Source organism: Vibrio maritimus (genome assembly GCF_021441885.1).
Classification (GTDB): domain Bacteria; phylum Pseudomonadota; class Gammaproteobacteria; order Enterobacterales; family Vibrionaceae; genus Vibrio; species Vibrio maritimus_B.
Genome location: NZ_CP090439.1, coordinates 742,826 through 763,048 on the forward strand (window position 1 = coordinate 742,826; position 20,223 = coordinate 763,048).

A 20,223-nucleotide genomic window follows, 5' to 3' on the forward strand; every position below is an offset into this window, starting at 1 on the left:
TGATAGGTGGGGCGTGATGCCCCACCTCGATAATGCAGCTAAGGTTAGCTAACGATATTGGCTAGCTTCAGCCCGTTGGTATCATCGAATCGCCAAGTCGCGTGACCAACACGCTCACCCGGCCCAATACCAACCACTTTCATTCCGGCTTCTTTCGCAGCATCCACTCCAGCTTCTGCATCTTCAACCACAATGCACTCATCAGCATTGACGCCAACCTGACCCGCAGCGTGAATAAACACATCAGGAGCAGGTTTTGAGCGAGACACTGACCAACCATCACCGATTGCATCGAACAGTGGTGTCAGACCTAGCCTATGCAGAATTGGGCGCGCGTTTTTGCTCGCCGATGCCAACGCAACTTTGATACCGCGAGCATTAAGCTCTAGTAGGAACTGCTCAACACCTGGCAGCACGTCTTTTGCCGAGATAGTGTTGAGTAAATCCACGTAGTAGTCGTTCTTACGCTGCATAAGCTCTGCTATTTTCTCTTCACTAAGCTCACGTCCATCAAGAATAATCTCAAGAGATGCACGACGTGACACGCCACGCAGTTGCTCATTAATTTCACGGTCGAAGTAGAAGCCTTCTTCATTCGCCATGCGCTGCCACGCTTGGTAGTGAAGCTCTGCGGTGTCCGTAATCACACCATCTAGGTCAAAAATAAACGCCTTACACATTGAAAACAGCCTCTGTTGATTCGATAACACGTGGCTCATTTGCCACCTCGATAGCTAGTGCTTGACCATTGAACTCAGGGCGAGAAACACGCACTTGCTCTTGGTCTACGGTGATTTCCAAACGCTCACCTTTCCAGTAGATAGGGAAGTTCAGGCAATCCCATTGCTCTGGCAGATTAGGGTTGATGCGAAGCTTGCCACCTAGCATGCGAACACCACCAAAGCCGTACACGACGCACTGCCACATACCACCGATGGAGGCTGCGTGGATACCGTGGTCAGAACTCTTCATGTTTTGACCGATATCGATAGATGCCGCTTGTTGGAATAGGTCGTAAGACAGCTCTGGGTTACCTACATCTGACGCAAGTACTGAGTGTGTAGACAGGCTCAGAGATGAGTCGTGCAGTGTCTTAGGCTCGTAGTAGTTCCAGTTTGCTAGCTTAGTTTCCAGGTCGAACTTGTCTTCTTGCTGCAGGAACAACACCATGATGTCTGCCTGCTTAGAAACCTGCATCTCGTTAACTTGTTCTAGGTTGTAGTCTTGGAACAGGCCACCAACAAATGGCTGCTCTTTGTACTTAGTCAGATCGATGATCTCTTTTTGCAGGTAAGTATCATCTTGTGGAATCACCTTATCTTCTGCGCGAGGTTGTGGCAGGTAGATGTTGTCTACGCGGTCAAGCCACATTTGACGAGCTTCAACCAGGTTTAGCTTGTCAGATAGCTTAGCAAGCAGCTCTGGGTTGGAGGCCTCTAGGTCTTCGTAGTAACGAATCGCGAGTTTGATGTTTTCTACGGCCATGTAGTTAGTGAAGGCGTTGTTATCGATGTGCTCTTTGTACTCATCAGGACCGATAACGTTGCAGATACCCCACATGTTGCGATCTTCTAGCCAATCTAAGCGGCTAGTCCAGAAAGTTGCCGTATCGAACATGATCTCGTAGCCCATGTCGTCCATGAACTTCTGGTCACCGGTGATTTGGTAGTACTGCCATAGCGCGTATGTGATATCACACGTGATGTGCTGCTCGATAAAGCCAGACCAGATCTTAGTCGACTTACCTGTAATGATGTCTACTGCGCCCCATACTGGCGTCACTTCTTCGCCTGTAAGTGCTGATTCCCAAGGGAACTGTGCGCCAATGTAGCCATTGTCTTTTGCTTTCTTGCGCGCACCGCCCAGTGTCTTGAAACGGTACTCAAGCAGGCTGCGAGCCACCTCAGGCATCGTGTAGATGAAGAACGGCAGCATGAAGACTTCGGTATCCCAGAAAGAGTGCCCCTTATAGCCTTCGCCCGATAGACCCTTCGCACCAATACCAAAGCGAGAATCGTGCATTGGCGTAAAGATATTAAGCTGATACTGCGCAAAGCGAATCGCCAGCTGGTCAAAATCGCTACCATCAATTTGAATGCTCATGCCTGCCCAGCGCTTATCCCACTCAGCAGCACTCTCTTCAAGTAGCTCATCAAAGCTGCGATCTGCATTAGTCTTAAGGTTTGTCAGAGCGTGGTCACGCAGTGCTTGAAGCTCGTAGCCTTCAACATCAAACTGCTTGTCGCGAGATGTGTGTACGACACCCACTTTTTCAGTACGGAAGGTGTCACCTGCCTTAAGCTCTTGGTTGATGTTCAGCCATACTTTGCGGCGGTCCATCTGTAGGCCTGGATCGATTTCCGCCTCTTGGCCGTTTACAAAGTAACGGTGAGACGTTAGGAAAACAAAATCGACCTTACTTTCTGTTGTGTGTTGTAGAAGCTCAATAAAGCGCTTGTCGTAGATACGCTTCTCACCTTCGTGGAAGTGTTGAGCGCCAGAGTTAGACAGCTGAGCATCGACACCTGAGCGGATCTCAATCTTTGCATCGCTGTTTAGCGCTTTCACTTCAACATCAAACGCCATCAAGTGCAGGTTTGCTTGCGAGAAGAAACGACGGAAGCGCATTTCGAAGCTGTTGCCTTCGTTGTTCGTCCAAGTAAATTCACGCGTCAACTCACCATTTTTAACATTAAGGCGGCGAGAGTAGTTACTCACTTCACCCGACTCAAGGTGGAAGCGGCGACCATCGATAAAGATCTCGATAGCACTCATGTCGGCTGCATTCGGTAGCTCTGTCACTTCATCAGCATCGAACTTGTTGTATGTACCCGCGACAAACAAGTTGCGAACCTGACCAACGTATTTCTCTTCTGTTGCACTGCGAGCACCCATGTAGCCGTTACCTTGGCTCATTACGACTTCACATTTACCTTGGAAAGCTGAGTCGAACGCCGTCTCTTCAACGATCCAGTTTTTTAGTTCGCCTTGACCAGCGTTGTAGTTCATAAACATCTTAAAATATCCCCGAAAATTAACCTTTAACAGCGGAAGAAATATCGTTTCCGACGAAGTAGCGTTGGAAAACCATAAACACAATAAGTACTGGGATTGTCGACAGGAAAGCGCCTGCCAAGATCAGGTTCCAGTCACCTGCTACGCCATAGGCGTTACGTAAACTCAATAGACCAACAGGTAAGGTGAAAGCATCAGCTGGGCTGTTGATCACCACAAGTGGCCAGAAGAAATCGTTCCATGCACCTTGGAAACCCAAGATGGTTACCGATAAGATGGCCGGCTTGGCGAGAGGCATAAACACCTTCCAAAGAATCACAGCTGGGCTCGCACCATCGACAATGGCCGCCTCTTCCAGCTCTTTCGGAATGTTCTCGAAGAACTGCTTCATGATAAGAACCTGACCGGATGCCACGACGGCCGTGATCACCGCCCAAGGCGTGTTCAGGAGACCAATGTCTTTGTAGATCAGGTAGTTCGAAATAAACGTCACCTGCCCCGGAATCATCATGCTGAACAACATGAAAGCGAAAACAGCGCGCGCTCCAGTAAACTTCAGTCGAGCAAGGGCATAACCCGCAGTACAAGCAAAGAACAGCGTCAGCAGCACCTTACCAATCGCGATAAAGAACGAGTTGATGGTCCAGCTCATGAACAGGCTCTTGCCGGTGTCCAAGCTCACAGACTCGGTGTATACGCGAACGTAGGACTTAAACACGTAACCAATAAAGCCAGGTGCCGCGTTATCCCATGCCGCTACGCGGCCACGACGCTCCATCTTGCTTGGCGCCAGCGTGCTATCGATCAGTACCTGCCCACGTGGCGCTTCGACAGTAAGTGGTAGCGTAGCGATTTCAGGACCTGCACCGTCATAACGAATCGAGAATGACCATGTCTGGCTGTGCCCCTGCTTCTCAACTTCGCGGCGGCCGCGCTTTTCGATATAGGTCACGTCTTGATTGGTGCTCACCAGTACTGGCTCACTTACCAGCGCGTAGTCAGCAGCAAAGTCAGTCACAATCGCTGCTGCCATGCCCGTACCCGGACGGCGGCGAGGTACTTCGACTTTCGGTGTTACCAGCTCTTCGCCCGCTTCCACGGCATAAGTCACGGTGAAGTTAATGTCTGCGCCCGGCGCAAAACCACCGAACATTGGGGCATTGTTACCTTGCTTGCCGAGATCATAGGCTGCGCTCCAGTTGCTTGGCTGAACCTGAGCAAAGCTAAACTTAAAAGGCTGCTCGAGTGGGTCATCTTTCAGACTTGCTAAAAATGCCACCACAAAGGTGCCTAGCATCACGGTTGCGACCAGCAGCAGTGAGCTGTAAACCCAGGCTACCTTTGCCCAGCGGCGACGCGCCTGAAACTTGGCAATCTGCTCCATCGTTGGCTGGATAGGCGAGCTATCTGTATTGTTCGCGGTGAGTGAATTAGCCATCTGCTTTCTCCTTAACACCAAAGATTTTCTGCAGATAAACCACTGCCAATGTAATAAATGCCAGTACTAGTGCCGCTGCACTTGCCATGCCGATTTGTGGTGTGCCACCCGGTGGGAATGCGTTGTGGTATACGTAGTAAGCAAGCGTGATTCGAGACTCCAGTGGTGCTGCCGATCCAAGCAATGCTACCTGGTCAAACATTTGCAGCGTCCCGATGATAGAGAAAGTCACTACAACAAACGTCACCGGTGCCAACTGCGGAATCGTGATATTCCAATGCTGCTGCCATTTGTTCGCCCCGTCGATGTGTGCCGCTTCATACAGCTCACCCGGTATGCCTTGAAGACCAGCGAGGAACAACAACATAAAGGTTGGGATCGTGGTGTAGATGTTCTGAATCACGATAGCCCAAAGCGTGAGTGGCATAGGACCAACATGGTCACGAGTGTTAAGCCAGTTCACCTCGACCACTTGTTGATTCACTTCAACCCAGCCCATTAAACTAGCAACGAGAGTGGCAACACCTGCCACCATGAATGACATGATGGCCCACGCAGGATCAAACCATCCCACAGGTAGCCCTTTCAGGCGGTCTTTGGTCACCAACAAAAACTGAGTCGCTATCGCCACCAAAGCAAAGCAGCTGATATGCGGGAAGTGGTTAACAAGGTCAGTCACAAACCCATTGAGGTAACCATTTTTTTGGTAGAACCAAATGAAGATAAGCGTCACCGCCGCACTCGACAGGATACTTGGCAGATAGAAAGCCGTTCTAAAGAAACTCTTGGCGCGAATTTTAGAATTCACCAAGATAGCTAACCCAAGCGCAAGCACCGTCTGCACACACGTGACAATCAATGAGAACCAAACGGTATTTGCCAATGACAATAGAAACAGGTCATCGCTCAGTAAGGCGGTAAAGTTTTTCAGTCCAACCCATACCGCATCGCTAAACAGGTCATAATCAGTAAAACTGAAGTAAACCGTGCGAACGAGCGCGTAAAGGAAGAACACCACAAGAGTCAGTACAAATGGCCCAGCGAGGAGCCATCCATAGACTTGTTGACGTAAACGTAGAGAATTCATCGCTCAACTCACCTACTTCGCCGTCATTGCGTTATATTTGTCTTGAGCCATCTTGATCGCTTGCTTTTGCGACATTTGGCCGAGCAGTACAGAGTTAAGCGCCTCGTTGATAGGTGTCATCCACGCGGTGCCATGCTGTCCAAATGAAAACGGCTCGACATTGCCTTCTAGTGCACCTTTAAACACCTGCTGAGCTAGATTGCTCTCGGCCGTGTTTTGCGAAAAGAACTCGGATTTACCCAAAGATTCTCGACTTGGAAGGGCAAGTCCAGAGTCCAATACCCATTCTTGCGCTTCTTGGCTGGTTAGAATTTCAACCGCTTTTTGCGCCGCTTCGATATTCTTACCGTCGGCGTTGATGCCCCAGGCTACGGTAAACAGTAAGTTACCTCGCTCACCAGACACTGGGTCTTTTGGCATCATCGTCGTGCCGTACGGTAGGTTTGGTGCTTTATCACGCAGGTAGCCACTGATCCAGTTACCCTCTAAAGCAATGGCAGTTTCTTCCGTACCAAAACAGCCACCACCCCAGCCTTGACCTAGGTCAGTGGCAAGAATGCCGACCTCATCTTCAGTCACCAGACCGGTATAAAAGTTAAATGCACGTTCAAAGTTCTCATCAAGAACCGTTTGGCCTTGCTCATTAAACGGCTTCCAGCCTGTCGCTAACGCAAATGGTGCAAATCGAGCGTAGTCAGGCATCACACACACACCCGAGACTTCGTCGCCCAGTTCTTGCTTTACCGCCACTAGCTTGTCGCGAAGCTGATCCCAAGAGTCTTCGCTCGTCGGATAATCAACACCGGCATCATCGAAAATGTCTTTGTTATATTGTAGGGCAATGGTATTGAAGTCTTTGGCAACGCCGTATTGGTCACCTTGAAGAGTAAAAGACGCGTTTAGGCTTGGAATCATGTGCTTAGCAACAGAATTTAGCTCAGCACTGTTGGCGGCAACTTTTCCCGATTGCACCATGGTGTTTGCGAAAACGACATCAATGTAGAATGCGTCTGGCGCAGTACCTGCAGAAAGGGAGTTAGTGATAAATTGTGAGAAATCCCCCTCTACCGCTTGGTACTTAACTTCGATGCCTGCCTTGTCAAAGTCATCAGCAAGCACATCGTTTACCAGTTTATTGAGAACCACGACATCGTTCCCTCCCCATCCAGCAATAGTGACTTCTGTCTTTTCTGCTGCATGTAAACCAAAACTAGCCGCGATAATCGCAGTCGCTGTCAGTGTCTTTTTCATCATGCTTCCTGTTCACGTTAAATTGTATACGTGGATTATGCATGAGTTACGTAAGCGCTTACGTTGCATCGATCACATTTTACTTTGTGATGGATGGTGAGGTTCTTATTTATGCAATGAAGATCATGTTTTCTATAATTTTAGCTATTTCATTGCATACATATTGATGAAATGTATGTTATTGGCGTGCTAGATGAGCGTGAAAATAGGTGTTTCTTTGAAAGCTAAATGTCAGATACGTAAATTTTAAGTAAAAAAAACCGCACGACGAGGTGCGGTTTTTAAATAAGTAGAAAGCAGTCTAGCTACTTTCCCCTTTCCTGAGCGTAACTGAGACAACAGAGCCCACCGGCTCTTCACCTAGCATGGCACTTTCCAGCATTTGCGCGACTTTGTCGGAGATTGCATCGGTATCTTGGACAATGGTGGTCAGTCCTGCAGCGATACCAGGTAGCCCATCGTAACCCACAACAGAAAAGTCTTGTGGTAGTTGATAGCCTCTATCTTTTAAGGCGGCGATGACGCCCAGCGCAGTTTCATCACATTCACACACGAAGCCTTGATATGATTCAAGCTGCTTCTTATCCATGTTCATAAAATGTCGGTAAGCCGCTATTTCACCTAGCGGATCAGCCCCCGTTCTTAGCTCTCGCACTGGTAAGGCGTTACTTGCCATCACAGATAAGTAACCTTGGTGTCTAAATTGATAGCCATCGCCATAGGTAGTAGGCGTTACAAAGCCTATACCCGTCAGACCGTTATCTACCAGATGCTGAGCAGCCATTCGGCCACCATTAAAGTCATCAGGTGCGACCCAAAAAGAGCCCTCCGCCATACCAATACATACGTATGGGATATTGTGCTGCTGGCAGTACTCTATCCTAGGGTCATTCGCCGTGATGCCTAGCAAGACGGCGCCACCAACTTGTGAGATCTCCAGCTCAGCAAAGCTCGAAGGTAAAAGGTTTAAGCCTGATTTACGCAACGCACCAGAGAGCGAGGGCCAAAGCATACCAATATAGCGCGATGCGTAGGCATCATGCGGACCCAAAGAGATGGCAATGGTGTTCTTTCGACTGCCTGTTAATTCGCGGGCTGAGCTGCTGGGTACATAACCCAACTGCTTACACGCTTCTAAGATTTTCTCTCGAGTCTTTTCAGAAATTCCAGGCTTGTTATTGAGCGCACGACTCACGGAGGCTATCGACACACCGGCAATTCTTGCTGCTTCATGGATCGTTGCCTTCTTGAGTTTCTCTTCATCTTGTTGAACCTGCACGGTCACACCCTCAAACTACGTAAACACTTACGCAATAATGGAGCATTTACGTAGTTTAAGCAAATGATTTATGCAGTAATGATAAACAAATCAAATTTAATCAGAGGCTTGTAGGTGTAAACCGATAACAAGACGTAAACAGCAACAGAGGTTTTCTCTATTGCTGACATACAAATTCCTCCAAAAGACTTTGGTAAACCGCGTAATCTCGGTCACTGAACACATTGAACACCACGCTATTAAGCTTGTTGGGATTGGCTTTTATCCATTCCACTGTCTCTTGAATCGCAATTGGTGTGGCTTGCTCAATAGGGTAGCCATACACACCGGTTGAAATTGAGCACAGCGCAAGAGAGTCAATACCTGAAACCTTTTGCGAGATATCCAATACAGAGCGATACGAAGAGGCAAGCGTCGCTCGGTCGGCTTCTTGCACTATCCCAGAAACCACTGGGCCTACTGTATGTATCACGTAGCGCGCTGGCAGATGATAACCACGGGTGATCTTCGCCTGTCCTGCGACTTCATCGTGCCCTTGAATCTCCATAATGGTGTTGCAATCTCTTCGCAACTGAACACCGGCTCGATTATGGATCGCGTTATCAATGCACTTATGTCCCGGTTGAAAACACCCGAGCATCTGATGATTGGCAGCATTCACGATGGCATCCACTTCCAACGTCGTAATATCGCCCTTCCATAGGGCAATCTTGGTGTTGCCAATCGTCAAGAACGGCATGGCCAACAGTGACGCTATTGACGTCATCTCTCGCTGATGTTTTTCTGCCATGAGCAACGTATCAAGTGCCGCTTCGCCTTTAGGGCTCAGTGCGTTCGGTGCTAATATAGTGATTGCAGCATCAATCCAATGTCGCTGCCGATTAGCATCACAATCTGCAAGTTCCGGTGCCCTTAAGGCTGCTAACGCAGGCTCAAGCTCGCGCCAAAGCATTTCTATTGCCTCGTTCACCTCTAGCGCCACAGGCATTACTTGATAAAGCGTATTAAGCTCTATAGCCGATGCGTAATCTTCTACATTTATCGTTTTCATCACGGCTCCAACTGAGTATTAACAAATAAAAAGGGTCACTGTGAAAGTGACCCTCCCTGGAACGATTCGGTGTATTTACTGGAAACCAAACTTACCGTTGTCGTTTTTCCATTCAGATTTTGGCGGAATCACTTCGATGGTGTCCCAATGCTCTACGATTTTTCCATTGTCGACGCGGAACAAGTCGTAAAATGCCACGTGTTGATTCATGAACTTGCCCTCACTGACGGAAAGAACAAAGTTGCCCTCACCAATAATCAAGTGGTTCGCGTCGTAAACCATCGGCATACCCGCTTCAGCCAACGCCTTCATCGCAACGCCTAATCCACTTAAACCGTCGGCAACACCCGTGTTGTGTTGAATGTAATCAGAATCTTTGTCACCGATGAACATGCCAATCTTCGACATATCGCCCCCCATAAGAATGGTTTTCACAAAGTCCGTGACTAAGGCTTTGTTGGCGTCGGTTTTATCTAGGTCTGTGATTTCTGTTGCGCCATCAAACTGGGTACGGCCACTTGGGTTGGGCTTGGCCACCTCTTGTAGGTTATCCCAGTGCTCAACGATTAGACCATCTTCAAAGCGGAAGATGTCAAAGCCAGCTTTAGGGCCAAAGAAATTGTATTCCGTGTGTAGCGCGACATAATCACCGTCTTGAATAGTGCGAATCACATTCGCCTTCGCGCTGCCTTCGGGAAGCTGCTGTAACACCTCACCAAAGCCTGCCAGTCCATCAGCCACACCCAAGTTATGTTGCGTGTAATTTTCAGGATTGATATAGCCGATGGCACTTTGATCGCCAGTCTCAATGCTAGAAATGACGGCAACGGCCTTTTCGCGATTGGTCATCTCTTCTGCGTTTGCAATCGCGGTAACAGATAGGGCTGAAGCGGCTACAGCTGTCGTAGCGAATAGACGAGTAAGCTTGTTCATATTGTTTTCCTCTTGTTGGCTCGGGAACAATAATAGGAACAAGCTCGATGGAATTCCGTGTAGAAGTGAGTCAGAAAATGGTCAATATCGAACCCAAGACACAGGTTTTCGGCTAAATATGAGGGTCGGCGTACTGCTTTTGGAACTGACTTGGCGTCATATCTGTTTGGTTTTTAAAGTACTTTACAAAGTTACTGGCATCTTCAAAGCCAAAATCATAGGCGAGCTGCTGAGTTGTCACACTACTCACCACCAAACGACGTTTCATTTCAATCGTTACAAACGCATCGATCATCTGCTTTGCGGTAAGATCCGTTGCCAGCTTGCAGATCTGATTGAGTGTTTTATACGTGGTACCGATCTGCGAGGCATACCAATTGGCGTCGCGTGTGCGCTCATAGTGACTTTGTAGAAGATCAAAAAAACGCGCTAACTTAACGCTCTGCTCCTGCGACAGCTTATCGTGACGCTCTTCCGGCCTTAGCCTGTGCAGCATCAACGCGAAGGCAGAAAACAGATACATCACCACTAAAGGATCTGTATTGCCATGGGATATCTCTTTTAACACCTCATCAATGATTCGTTTGGCACTAAGACAAGTATCACTATCTAAAGCCAATACAGGAGAGCGAGATTGATTGAGGTGCGTTGGCGTGTAGTTAGGAAGACGCATATTAGCGTGGACTTGGTCGAGAAATTCCTGGGTAAATATCACCACCTTGCCGACTGGTTGAGAGGCAAAATCGAAGCAGTGAACCTGCTCACGGCGTACAAAGACTATGCTCCCAGACTCAAATGGGTAGCTCTTGAAATCGACCATATGAGTACCCGATCCGCGTTCGATGTACACCATCATGAAGAAAGTGATGCGATGTGGGCGCTGCGGCGAGTGATCTTTGTATTCTCGTTGGTAGAGAGATTCCAGATCGAATATCTCTAACTCCGCTTGATTGGTTTTCTTATGGTCAAAACCAATAGTTGGTATCTGCATCCATCCTCCCCATGTTACTGCTTGTATTTTAGTTAATTTTTACGCGCTCCGACACAAGGTGTTTGGTCGCAATCGACAATTTTGAGTGTCATAATTGAGAGACGGTGTATTTGGTATGATCAACATGAGCAATAAGATAAACGTCATCACCCTCCCAAAAGGAAACCCTTGTCAGATCATCGACAGTGCCATCGATGATGAGGGTGGGATTATTGGTGCTCATCGACATGATTACTTTGAGATCATTTGGTGTCTGGATGATGTCGGCAAACAGAGCATCGATTTCGTTGAGTATCCGAGTAAAAAAGGACGCTTTTTCACCATAGCTCCGGGACAAGTACACGAGACCGCCGAGCTCACTGACAATTATCGTATGATGATTTTCTCAACCGATTTTCTAGAGAATCGTCCGCGCCACCAACGTATGTTCAATACCGTGTTTCGCGCCCACGATGACCAACAGCCCTACTTTGATACCTCTGATGATGGGCTAGCCTATTTCGAGCCCCTATTTGCTCTGTTGTTGGATGAATTCCACCAGCCACAAACCGATTGGGATCTGATTGAGTCACTGCTAACCAGTTTTTTGCGCTACTTGCTAAGATTTTCCATCGACACAGAAGACAAACAGGTGATCAAAGACGCCCGCATGACCAAGGTCCTAGAGTTGATTGAACGCCATTATCGTACACAGCGCCACGTTCAGTTTTATGCCGACAAATTATCCATTACCAGTAAACGCCTCAATGAACTCACCAAGAAGCATGTAGGCAAAACCATTACTCGCCTTTTGCATGACCGAATCCTCTTGGAAGCCAACCGAGACTTACTGTTTTCCACCAAAACCGTAAAAACCATCGCGTTAGACTTGGGCTTTGATGATCCTTCTTATTTTGGACGCTTTTATCGAGGTCAAATGGGTGAGTCCCCCGCTGAATTTCGAAAACGAACGTCCGAATAGTGCCAGATAATGGTCATAATCTCCCTTTCTTAGCCTAGTTTTGGTAACGATAATACCAGTAATAGAGTTCGTATTACTTTCAACGTATTTTGGTTATCAATGAGCATAAATCTAAAATCTGATCCGATTCAGAAATCGTTTATTCAGTATTTATTGCCCGCTTTATCGGGCATGGTCATCAAGTCCATCTTCATCATGGGAGATGCGTGGTTTGTAGGCAAAGGTGTCGGTGCCGAAGGTCTAGGTGCTATTGCCCTCACGATTCCTGCGTACTCGCTTTTTTCTGCTATCGCCATGATGATAGGTATTGGTGGTGCTGCACTGATGTCGATTGAGTTTGGGAAGGGCAACCTCAAGATCGGTCAAACCTTGTTTAGCCAATCGATGCTAGCAACCGCGATTATCACCACGATTACTGTCGTGTCTGCTTTAATTTGGCTCGATGAGATCATTGCTCTAATGGGTGCCAGCGGCTACATGGCAGAGCTCGCGCATGACTACTTAGACATTATGCTTAAGTTCTTCGTGCTCTATGCGTTGGCATGGGTCATGTCTTGCTTTGTGCGCAACGATACCAACCCGAAACTTGCCATGTATGCCATGTCATTTGGCGCAGTGACAAACCTTGCCCTTGATTACCTATTTGTACTTGAGTTTGGTTGGGGTATGAAAGGTGCCGCCTACGCAACCGCTATTTCACAGGGCGTCATTGCGACGATTCTACTGACTCATTTTTGGCAGCAAAAAGGACAATTACGTTTTAGTCTGGAAGGGCTAGGGCTCGATAGAGTCGGTCAAATCTTGAAAATAGGCGTACCAACATTCTTTATCGAGATCACCTCAGCCCTCACCATTTTGCTGTTTAACTATGTGCTGCTTAGCCAGTTTGGAGAAGGACATATCATCGCTTACGGCTTAACGGCCAACGTGGGTGTATTTGCTCTATTTGTGATTGTCGGCATTAACCAAGCGTGTCAGCCAATTATTAGCTTTAACTATGGTGCCAGTAAAACTGATCGCGTAAACAGTACGCTCAAACTTGGACTCGTGACCTCCATTGGCAGTGGCTTTCTGTTCTTATCGGTCATCTGGTTTACTGCAGAAGACGTAGCGCGTTTTTACTTGGGCGCCGACAGTGAGCTGTTAGAGCTTTCGGCTACTGCACTGCTGTTTTTCTTCTACGCCACACCATTGATGGGATTGAATCTGGTGGTAGCGAATCTGTTTCAAGCGATAGCTAAACCGAACCAAGCAACCGTTATTTCACTGGCTCGTGGTTTTGTGTTCGTCGCGCTGGGTGTCATCTTGTTACCAGGCGTATTCCCAACCAATGGCATCTGGGCAAGCATCTTGTTTGCCGAAGGCGCCACCGCGTTAATAAGCCTAGTACTCCTATTTGCCTTTATGAGAAGACAGAAACTGACCCTAGCCGAGGCTTAAGGGTTGGGTAAAGATACTTAATCTAAAACATAAGAGAGCAGTTTCTCGCGCAGCCAAATATTGGCTTTGCTGTTCTGCTCTCTTTTGTGTCCCATCAGTACATAGTCAACCGGCAGAGAGTTAAACGGAGCCTCAAGGATCTGCAAGCCAAACTGCTCCGCAAACTGCGTTGCCATACTGACACTGGTCATGCCAATACTTTCACTACTTGCCACTAAAGCCATCAACGCTAGTAAGGACTCACACTCTGCAGCAACCTTGCGTGGCTGAATATGTTCCTTGGTGAAGTAATCGACTAGAAATATCTCTTCACGGCGCAGCTTTAAGGTAATGTGCTTTTCTTGATAGTAATCCTGAGTACTAATCTTGCCTTGGATTCGTGGATGGTTTTTGCTGGCTATGACGCATATTTGATCGGAGAAAAACGACTGAGTAAAGTGGCTCGACGTCGAGGATTCAGAGAACTCTATCGCCAAATCGGCTTGTCTTAGATTGAGCTTTTCAAGCAGCTCTGCCTCACTGACTGTTGTCGGACACAAGACGATCTCACAGTTACCCAAACTCTTATCGGCTTCAATTTTCGGTACCAGCTTCAGCATGACCGGCTCTGTGGTGTAGACAACAAATCGACGCTTGCCCTCCACGGTGAACTCCTGCGCATCGGTCAGCGTGTTTTCTATCGCTTCTAATGCAGGCTCTATTTGACGTGCCATTTCATGCGCTAAATGTGTTGGGGCAATGCCTCGACCGTCTCTTACAAATAGCTTCTGCCCGAGCTGGTTTTGCAATCGTTTGAGCGCACCACTGACACCGGGTTGAGTCAGGTTTAACACCTCTGCCGCCACCGTAATGGATTGACAGCGGTAAACGGTTAAAAACACGCGCATTAAATTAAGGTCAAAATCGGAAAGCGTCATAATTCATAGCCACCTATTATGTATTAACTAAATTACATTGCATGTTTGCTTATGAGTCAAGTGGGTATAGTGATCTCGTTTCCTGTTAATTCTGTGATGAGGTTATTTATGCTTCGAGCTCTAACTCCTTCGACTCTTGCTATCGCTGTTATGGCATCTTTTGCAGCTCACGCTGACTACGCTGGTCTTGAGGACTACCAAGGCAAACCAGCCAGTGCCCATACTCTTGAGGCTAACCAAGCGCTTGCTGCCACACTTCCGTGGGAAGATACCTCTGCCTTTGATCGCACCAAGCGCGGTCTTATCGCCGAGTTTGGCACTCATGCAGCGGGCGAGCTAAAGAATCGCTTTGAGTTTATGGCTGAGCTGTCTGTGGATGCGATCCCGCCTACGGTCAACCCTTCTATCTGGCGCCAAGGCATGCTCAACTACGCGGCTGGTGGTCTGTATGAAGTAACGGATGGCGTTTATCAAATCCGAGGCGCCGACCTTTCTAATATGACCATCTATCGCACCGATAATGGCTACGTGATTCACGATCCACTGCTGTCACGCGAAGCGGCTGCTGCGTCATGGGATTTTGCTAAGCAGCATCTACCAAAGATCAATGGCGAGCATAAAATCACGGGGATGATTTACTCACACATGCACGCAGACCACTTTGGTGGATCTCGTGGCATCTATGAATCTGGCGACTTTAGTGAAGGCGCACCTATCTACGCACCAAAAGATTTCATCAAAGAGTTGGCGGATGAAAACGTCATCGCGGGTACCGCCATGGGTCGCCGCGCGAACTATCAATACGGCACAACGCTGGATAATGATGAGAAAGGCATAGTCGATAACGCTCTCGGACTGGGCACCTCTCGTGGTGAAGTCACCTTAGTTGCGCCAACCACAGAAATCCAAGAGCGTGAAAAGGTCATTACCATCGATGGCCTCGATTTCCACGCGATCAATATGCCAGGCGCTGAAGCTCCAGCTGAAATCGTGCTGTATGTGCCTCAGTATCGCTCACTGAACACCGCAGAGCTGACTTATGACGGTATGCACAACATCTACACGTTCCGTGGCGCAAAAGTTCGTGACGCGCTTGTGTGGACCAAGTACCTCACAGAGCTGAAGATGCGTTATGTAGATTCGGGGTTAGTGGACAACATTCATGCAGCTCACTCGGCGCCGGTTTGGGACAATCCAGAGACAAAAATAAACGAAATCTCTGAGTACATGACGCTACAACGCGACAACTACGGTTTCATTCACAACCAAGCAATGCGGCTTGCTAACCACGGTGTGACGATTCACGATGTTGGTCGTGAGATTGAAAAGCTAGTGCCTGAGTCTCAAAAGCAGACATGGCATACCAATGGCTATCATGGCTCATACAGCCACAATGCTCGCGCAGTGGTCAACCTGTACTTGGGCTATCACGATATGAACCCGGTTAACACCAATCCTCTACAAACCAAAGAGAAATCGTGTGTTTACGTGAAAGCGGCGGGTGCGGAAGTGTTGTATGACGCCGGCATGAAACACTTCAATCAAGGAGCGTATCAAGAAGCATCGCAGTTGTTTAACGACCTAGTGCAATGCGACCCGAATAACGTGAAATATCGTTATGCGCTCGCAGACAGTTTTGAGCAGCAAGGGTATCAGTCAGAAACCATGGCATGGCGTAACTCCTACCTTCAAGGTGCGGTTGAGCTTAGAACCGGTGAAATCAAACCATCGATCAAACTGGCATCTGCTGACGTGATTGCCAACACGCCAACAGGCATGTTCTTAGACTTCATCGCCGTGCGTCTGAATGCAGAAAAAGCAGAGCAAGCGGGTCTAGACTTTACCTTTGGGCTGTATCACCCAGATGTGGAAGAGCGTTACTATGGCGAAGTATCAAACGCAAACATGAGTAACATCGAAGTGGAGACATTGCCGCTGACCAACGTCGAACTGGTAATCAATAAAGCCGACCTTACTCGAGTAGCGCTTGGGCAAATCACGCTTGATGAGCTCTTGAAATCGGGTCAAGCGGGAATCAAGGGCAATGCTGAGCTTATCGGACAGCTAGCCGCGTCGCTTGATGAGTTTGACGGCATGTTTGAAATTCTGCCAATGCCGACTAAATAGGCTTTCCACTGAGCATCGGCTCAAACAACAATCACACCATAAAAAAGCCCAGAGCACACACTCTGGGCTTAGTCATTTTAATATAAGTCAATCATTTTACTTAAAACAGACGTCAGCCCATCTCGCCAAACCGGCCGTCACTGAACCAAAGTAATTCCCTGACACGACAGGGATATTCGGCAACACATCCTGAACCGCAGTACGCAAAACAGAAGAGCGCGCAGAACCGCCTGTCATGTAAATCACATCAGGTAAGGTGCCCGCTTGCTGCGCCGCTTCTTTCACCAACGCTTGAATTTTCTTCGTTGGATTATCGATCGCCGCCGCCATGTCTGATTGAGTTATCTCGATACCCACATGCTCAGAATACAGATCGAGCATGGCTTGGTAATCAGCACTTTCCTCTAGCGCAATTTTGGCTTTTTCTGCTTCACGAATCACGGCGTAGCCAAGCGTTTCTTGATGCAAAGCGACGAGACGATTGACTTTTTCTGGCTCAAGGGCTTCTTTTGCCAATAGTCTCAGCTCTTTTAGGTTATCGTGAGCGTAAAATTTTCGCTGAGCTTGCACATCGTTAATGGCAATAGGATTCCAGAACTGTGTCACGGGAATATCTAAGCCAGAATGACGCTTGGTGCCCATACCAAATGCATGCATGAAGCGGCGAAACGCAATATAGATATCCAGATCATTACCACCCACCAGCTGTCCGGTATGCGCGATAAGGGATTGTTGTCGGTCGTTTTTTCCAACCCAAGACGGCCCCATCTGAATATAGGAGCAGTCTGTGGTACCACCGCCGATATCGACAACAAGCACGTTCTTGTTTTCGGTTAAGGTAGACTCAAACTCTAGCCCGGCTGCCACAGGCTCGTACTGAAACTCGACGTCTTTAAAACCAGCACGATTTGCCGCACGCAGCAATATCCCTTCAGCTTGCTGGTTAGATGCATCGCCACCACGTCCAAGAAAGTTAACAGGTCTACCAATGACCGTCTGCTCTATCGCGCGGTCGAGATTTGCTTCAGCGCTGCGCTTTACGTTACTCATCATGGCACAAACCAGATCTTCGAAGAAGGAAAGCTGCATATCACGCAGTCCCATGGCACCTAGGAAGGACTTTGGTGACTTGATGTAATACACGTCTTTCGGATCTTCTAAGTAAAGGTTAAGTGCTTGCTCACCAAACAAGACATCACTCGGAATCACCTCTATACCTTCTTCACGGTTCATCTTAACGGCGCGCCTCAATACCGCCTCACCAATGTCGTTGGACGGACATATGTCCAGGCAACGAAACAGATATTCTGAAACTGTTTCGGCAGTCGGTGCGCACAGTGTTGATGCAATGTAGCAGTTATCCCCTACCAGTGGGATTTGCTCTACGTTGCCATTATTTAGGTGTGCAACGGAGCAGTTTGCGGTTCCGTAATCAAAACCGATAGCCATAGAAATTACCTCAACACATGAAAAAGGGCGGCAAAGGATAGCAGCCTGAAAATGAAGTTCAAGTGGCGTAACGTAAACCCGTCACTGGTAGACGGGTCAAATGAAACCATCGCATTGAAACGAGGTGAGAATGATGAGAGTAATGTTTACAGTGTAAAACTGCGAAGCAAACCTAAGCTTTGACTTGAATGAACTTGCTGACCGTACTTGCGCGACCATTGATGTACTCTACACCATCATGGATGTTCTGTTTTGAATGACCAACGACTTGGTATTCAACAATAAATTCACCGCTGATCACTTTAATAAATAGCAAGCCATCCATCACTTTCCAAAGCCCAGAAAGCGACTTACCACCGAACATGTCGCGCTCTATTAGAGTGCCGTTAGGGCTTAATTCTAGCAACGACGTAAAGCCATCTTGGTTCACTTTGACCCAAGGCTGTTGGTGCAGTTCAAAGCTCAGTAGCTTTCTACACTGTTTGATCCATTGGTTAAATTCCACCTGCTGCTGCTCAGTTAGCGTTGGTAAATCTTCGAGTTCGAGTAGCGTGTTTTGGGTCTGTTGCCAAAACAGTTGTAGGTGCAGGAGTTTCATAGGAAAGCTTAATAGGTCGAATTAAGCGTCAACTGTGAGGTAATCACAAAGGGATGTCAATAGAACGAACAAGACGCATTGCTCGGGGGAACCTATGCGTCTTTTATCAGGAAGTTAAATCGAATTTATGAGGATTTACGCCGCATTTTCCGCCGCAAACAAGGCTGGCATTGTTGCCCGTGCACAAACTTGATTGAGCCTCTGCTTCGCCGTGATGATATTCTCGCGCCAGTGTTCATCTTGTGCCCACATCTCTATGACCATAGGCACAACACACTCAGTACGTTTGAGGGTGCTAAAGATAGCATCAAAATCAACATCGCCATCGCCAATGACGAGGTCCCGGAACTGACCCGGATAATCGGCGGTAACCTTATAGGTGTCTTTCAAATGTATCTGCACGATATGTGGCATACTCAACGCCAACTCAGTGGACACATCGTAGTTCCAGCCCGAGATGTTGCCAACATCTGGGTAGGCCGCAAAAAATGGTGAGTTCACTTCACGATTTAACACCTCAAACTTGCTCAGAGAATTGAGATAGCTGGTGTCCATTATCTCTACGGCAAGCATCACACCCGCGCGCTCAGCCATTTTCGCAGCCTGTTTCATCCCTTGGATAAAGAGTTGATGTGTCTCTTCATTAGCGGGCTCATAATAAACATCGTAGCCTGCTAATTGAATGGTTCGGATACCGAGCTTATATGCCAAGGTTATGGCTTTTTCCATATGAGTCGCGGCTTGAGCTCGTATGTCTGGATCGAGAGAGCCAAATGGAAACTTACGATGCGCACTCAAACACATGGATTGAAGCGGTATTTCATAGCGCTCACATAGCCTTTTTAGCTCGTAAATTTCTTGGTCATCCCAATCGAGTCGGCTGCGCCTCTCGTCGGATTCATCAACTGAGATTTCTAGGAAGTCGAATCCAAGCAGCTTGGTTTGCTTAAGCTTATCTTCCCACGAGAACTCATTCGGTAATGCTTTCTCATAGAGACCCATTCTAGGGCGTTCTAGCATTTCAAACATGGGTCCTCCTAGTTCCAGAAGCGATCAATTTGATCTCGCAGCGCTTCGGCCGTTGCCTTCCCGTTCTCACCCGCTAGTGCACGACCAGCAATGAAGGTCTTCGCTTTGATGCCTTCAAACAAGTAGATATCTTCAGGCACGATGCCGCCTGTAATTGAGAGTTCAATGCCCAAATCGGACAACTGACGCATTTTAACCAGATCAACCTCAGTCCAGCCCACACCAGCAAGCTCAGCATCTCTTGAGCGGTGGTAAATCGCTTGTTTGATGCCGAGATCAACCCACGCCTTAGCATCTTCCATCGTCCAGTTGCCGTAAATCTCAATTTGGATTTCGCCATTGAACTCATCGGCGACTTTTTTACAAGCACCAATAGTCGCGATATGTGCAGCAGCAGAAACCGTGATCCAATCAGCGCCTGCTTCAAATGCAAGCTTAGATAAAATAGCGCCACCGTCTGTGGTTTTCATGTCACAGACCAAAATATGATCCGGGTGATTCTTTCTCAGCGTTTTTACCGCATTCATACCCTCAGCAAAGGCTAGAATGGTGCCAACCTCGATAACATCGACAAAGCTCTCAACGTTTTTTGCTACTTCAATCGCAGCAGGTAATTGTGTTTGGTCGAGTGCGATTTGAATAATTGGTTTAGTCATC

At 47.8% G+C, this 20,223-nt stretch carries 17 protein-coding genes; 3 read left to right on the forward strand and 14 right to left on the reverse strand.

All coding sequences use genetic code 11. The annotated features are described in order from the left end of the window. Positions 1–44 precede the first annotated feature (44 nt). From pgmB to LY387_RS19935, 9 genes are all read right to left on the reverse strand, one after another. Complete coding sequence (gene pgmB, locus LY387_RS19895) at positions 45–719, reverse strand: beta-phosphoglucomutase (RefSeq protein WP_234497583.1); 675 nt, start codon at positions 717–719, stop codon at positions 45–47. Next, the gene (locus LY387_RS19900; RefSeq protein ID WP_234497585.1) at positions 673–3,015 is read right to left on the reverse strand and encodes a glycoside hydrolase family 65 protein; all 2,343 of its coding nucleotides are present in this window, start codon (positions 3,013–3,015) and stop codon (positions 673–675) included. Before LY387_RS19900 ends, pgmB begins: the two co-directional genes overlap by 47 nt. Positions 3,016–3,034: 19 nt before the next feature. Continuing rightward, positions 3,035–4,453: a carbohydrate ABC transporter permease gene (locus LY387_RS19905; protein ID WP_234497586.1), complete on the reverse strand. Its 1,419-nt coding sequence runs from the start codon at positions 4,451–4,453 to the stop codon at positions 3,035–3,037. Further along, on the reverse strand, positions 4,446–5,540 hold the full coding sequence (locus LY387_RS19910; protein WP_234497588.1) for a carbohydrate ABC transporter permease: 1,095 nt from the start codon (positions 5,538–5,540) through the stop codon (positions 4,446–4,448). The genes LY387_RS19905 and LY387_RS19910 overlap by 8 nt, the downstream gene beginning before the upstream one ends. Before the next feature lie 12 nt (positions 5,541–5,552). Further along, positions 5,553–6,794, reverse strand: coding sequence for an extracellular solute-binding protein (locus tag LY387_RS19915; RefSeq protein ID WP_234497589.1), 1,242 nt, complete (start codon positions 6,792–6,794; stop codon positions 5,553–5,555). Between the two features lie 298 nt (positions 6,795–7,092). Then, positions 7,093–8,070, reverse strand: coding sequence for a LacI family DNA-binding transcriptional regulator (locus tag LY387_RS19920; RefSeq protein WP_234497590.1), 978 nt, complete (start codon positions 8,068–8,070; stop codon positions 7,093–7,095). A 157-nt stretch (positions 8,071–8,227) separates the two neighbouring features. After that, a complete protein-coding gene (locus tag LY387_RS19925; RefSeq protein WP_234497591.1) occupies positions 8,228–9,121 on the reverse strand; it encodes a protein-ADP-ribose hydrolase in 894 nt (297 codons plus the stop codon). Between the two features lie 75 nt (positions 9,122–9,196). After that, on the reverse strand, positions 9,197–10,054 hold the full coding sequence (locus tag LY387_RS19930) for a nuclear transport factor 2 family protein (RefSeq protein ID WP_234497592.1): 858 nt from the start codon (positions 10,052–10,054) through the stop codon (positions 9,197–9,199). Between the two features lie 112 nt (positions 10,055–10,166). Beyond that, entirely contained in the window at positions 10,167–11,045 is an 879-nt protein-coding gene (locus LY387_RS19935; protein WP_234497593.1) for a helix-turn-helix domain-containing protein, read from the reverse strand. Between the two features lie 124 nt (positions 11,046–11,169). On the opposite strand from LY387_RS19935, the gene LY387_RS19940 reads away from it, so the two are divergent. Together LY387_RS19940 and LY387_RS19945 are read left to right on the forward strand one after the other, a co-directional pair. Next, positions 11,170–12,006, forward strand: coding sequence for a helix-turn-helix domain-containing protein (locus LY387_RS19940; RefSeq protein WP_234497594.1), 837 nt, complete (start codon positions 11,170–11,172; stop codon positions 12,004–12,006). 99 nt (positions 12,007–12,105) lie between these two features. Next, entirely contained in the window at positions 12,106–13,446 is a 1,341-nt protein-coding gene (locus LY387_RS19945; protein ID WP_234497595.1) for an MATE family efflux transporter, read from the forward strand. A gap of 17 nt (positions 13,447–13,463) precedes the next feature. Here the strand turns inward: LY387_RS19945 and LY387_RS19950 are convergent, their stop codons facing one another. Then, positions 13,464–14,363 carry a LysR family transcriptional regulator gene (locus LY387_RS19950; RefSeq protein WP_234497596.1) on the reverse strand — a complete coding sequence of 300 codons (900 nt, stop codon included), beginning with the start codon at positions 14,361–14,363 and terminating at the stop codon, positions 13,464–13,466. Positions 14,364–14,471: 108 nt separating this feature from the next. Between LY387_RS19950 and LY387_RS19955 the strand changes: the two genes are divergently transcribed. Further along, on the forward strand, positions 14,472–16,490 hold the full coding sequence (locus LY387_RS19955; RefSeq protein WP_234497598.1) for an alkyl/aryl-sulfatase: 2,019 nt from the start codon (positions 14,472–14,474) through the stop codon (positions 16,488–16,490). A gap of 96 nt (positions 16,491–16,586) precedes the next feature. Here LY387_RS19955 and yegD read toward each other — a convergent pair whose 3' ends face one another. The 4 genes from yegD to LY387_RS19975 all read right to left on the reverse strand — a co-directional run bounded on the left by yegD (position 16,587) and on the right by LY387_RS19975 (position 20,222). After that, on the reverse strand, positions 16,587–17,939 hold the full coding sequence (yegD, locus tag LY387_RS19960) for a molecular chaperone (RefSeq protein WP_234497600.1): 1,353 nt from the start codon (positions 17,937–17,939) through the stop codon (positions 16,587–16,589). 172 nt (positions 17,940–18,111) lie between these two features. Further along, a complete protein-coding gene (locus LY387_RS19965; RefSeq protein ID WP_234497601.1) occupies positions 18,112–18,537 on the reverse strand; it encodes a hypothetical protein in 426 nt (141 codons plus the stop codon). Positions 18,538–18,672: 135 nt separating this feature from the next. Beyond that, on the reverse strand, positions 18,673–19,566 hold the full coding sequence (locus LY387_RS19970) for an L-ribulose-5-phosphate 3-epimerase (RefSeq protein ID WP_234497602.1): 894 nt from the start codon (positions 19,564–19,566) through the stop codon (positions 18,673–18,675). A gap of 8 nt (positions 19,567–19,574) precedes the next feature. Continuing rightward, positions 19,575–20,222, reverse strand: a complete 648-nt coding sequence (locus LY387_RS19975) for a 3-keto-L-gulonate-6-phosphate decarboxylase UlaD (protein WP_234497603.1) — start codon at positions 20,220–20,222, stop codon at positions 19,575–19,577. Position 20,223: the final 1 nt, after the last annotated feature.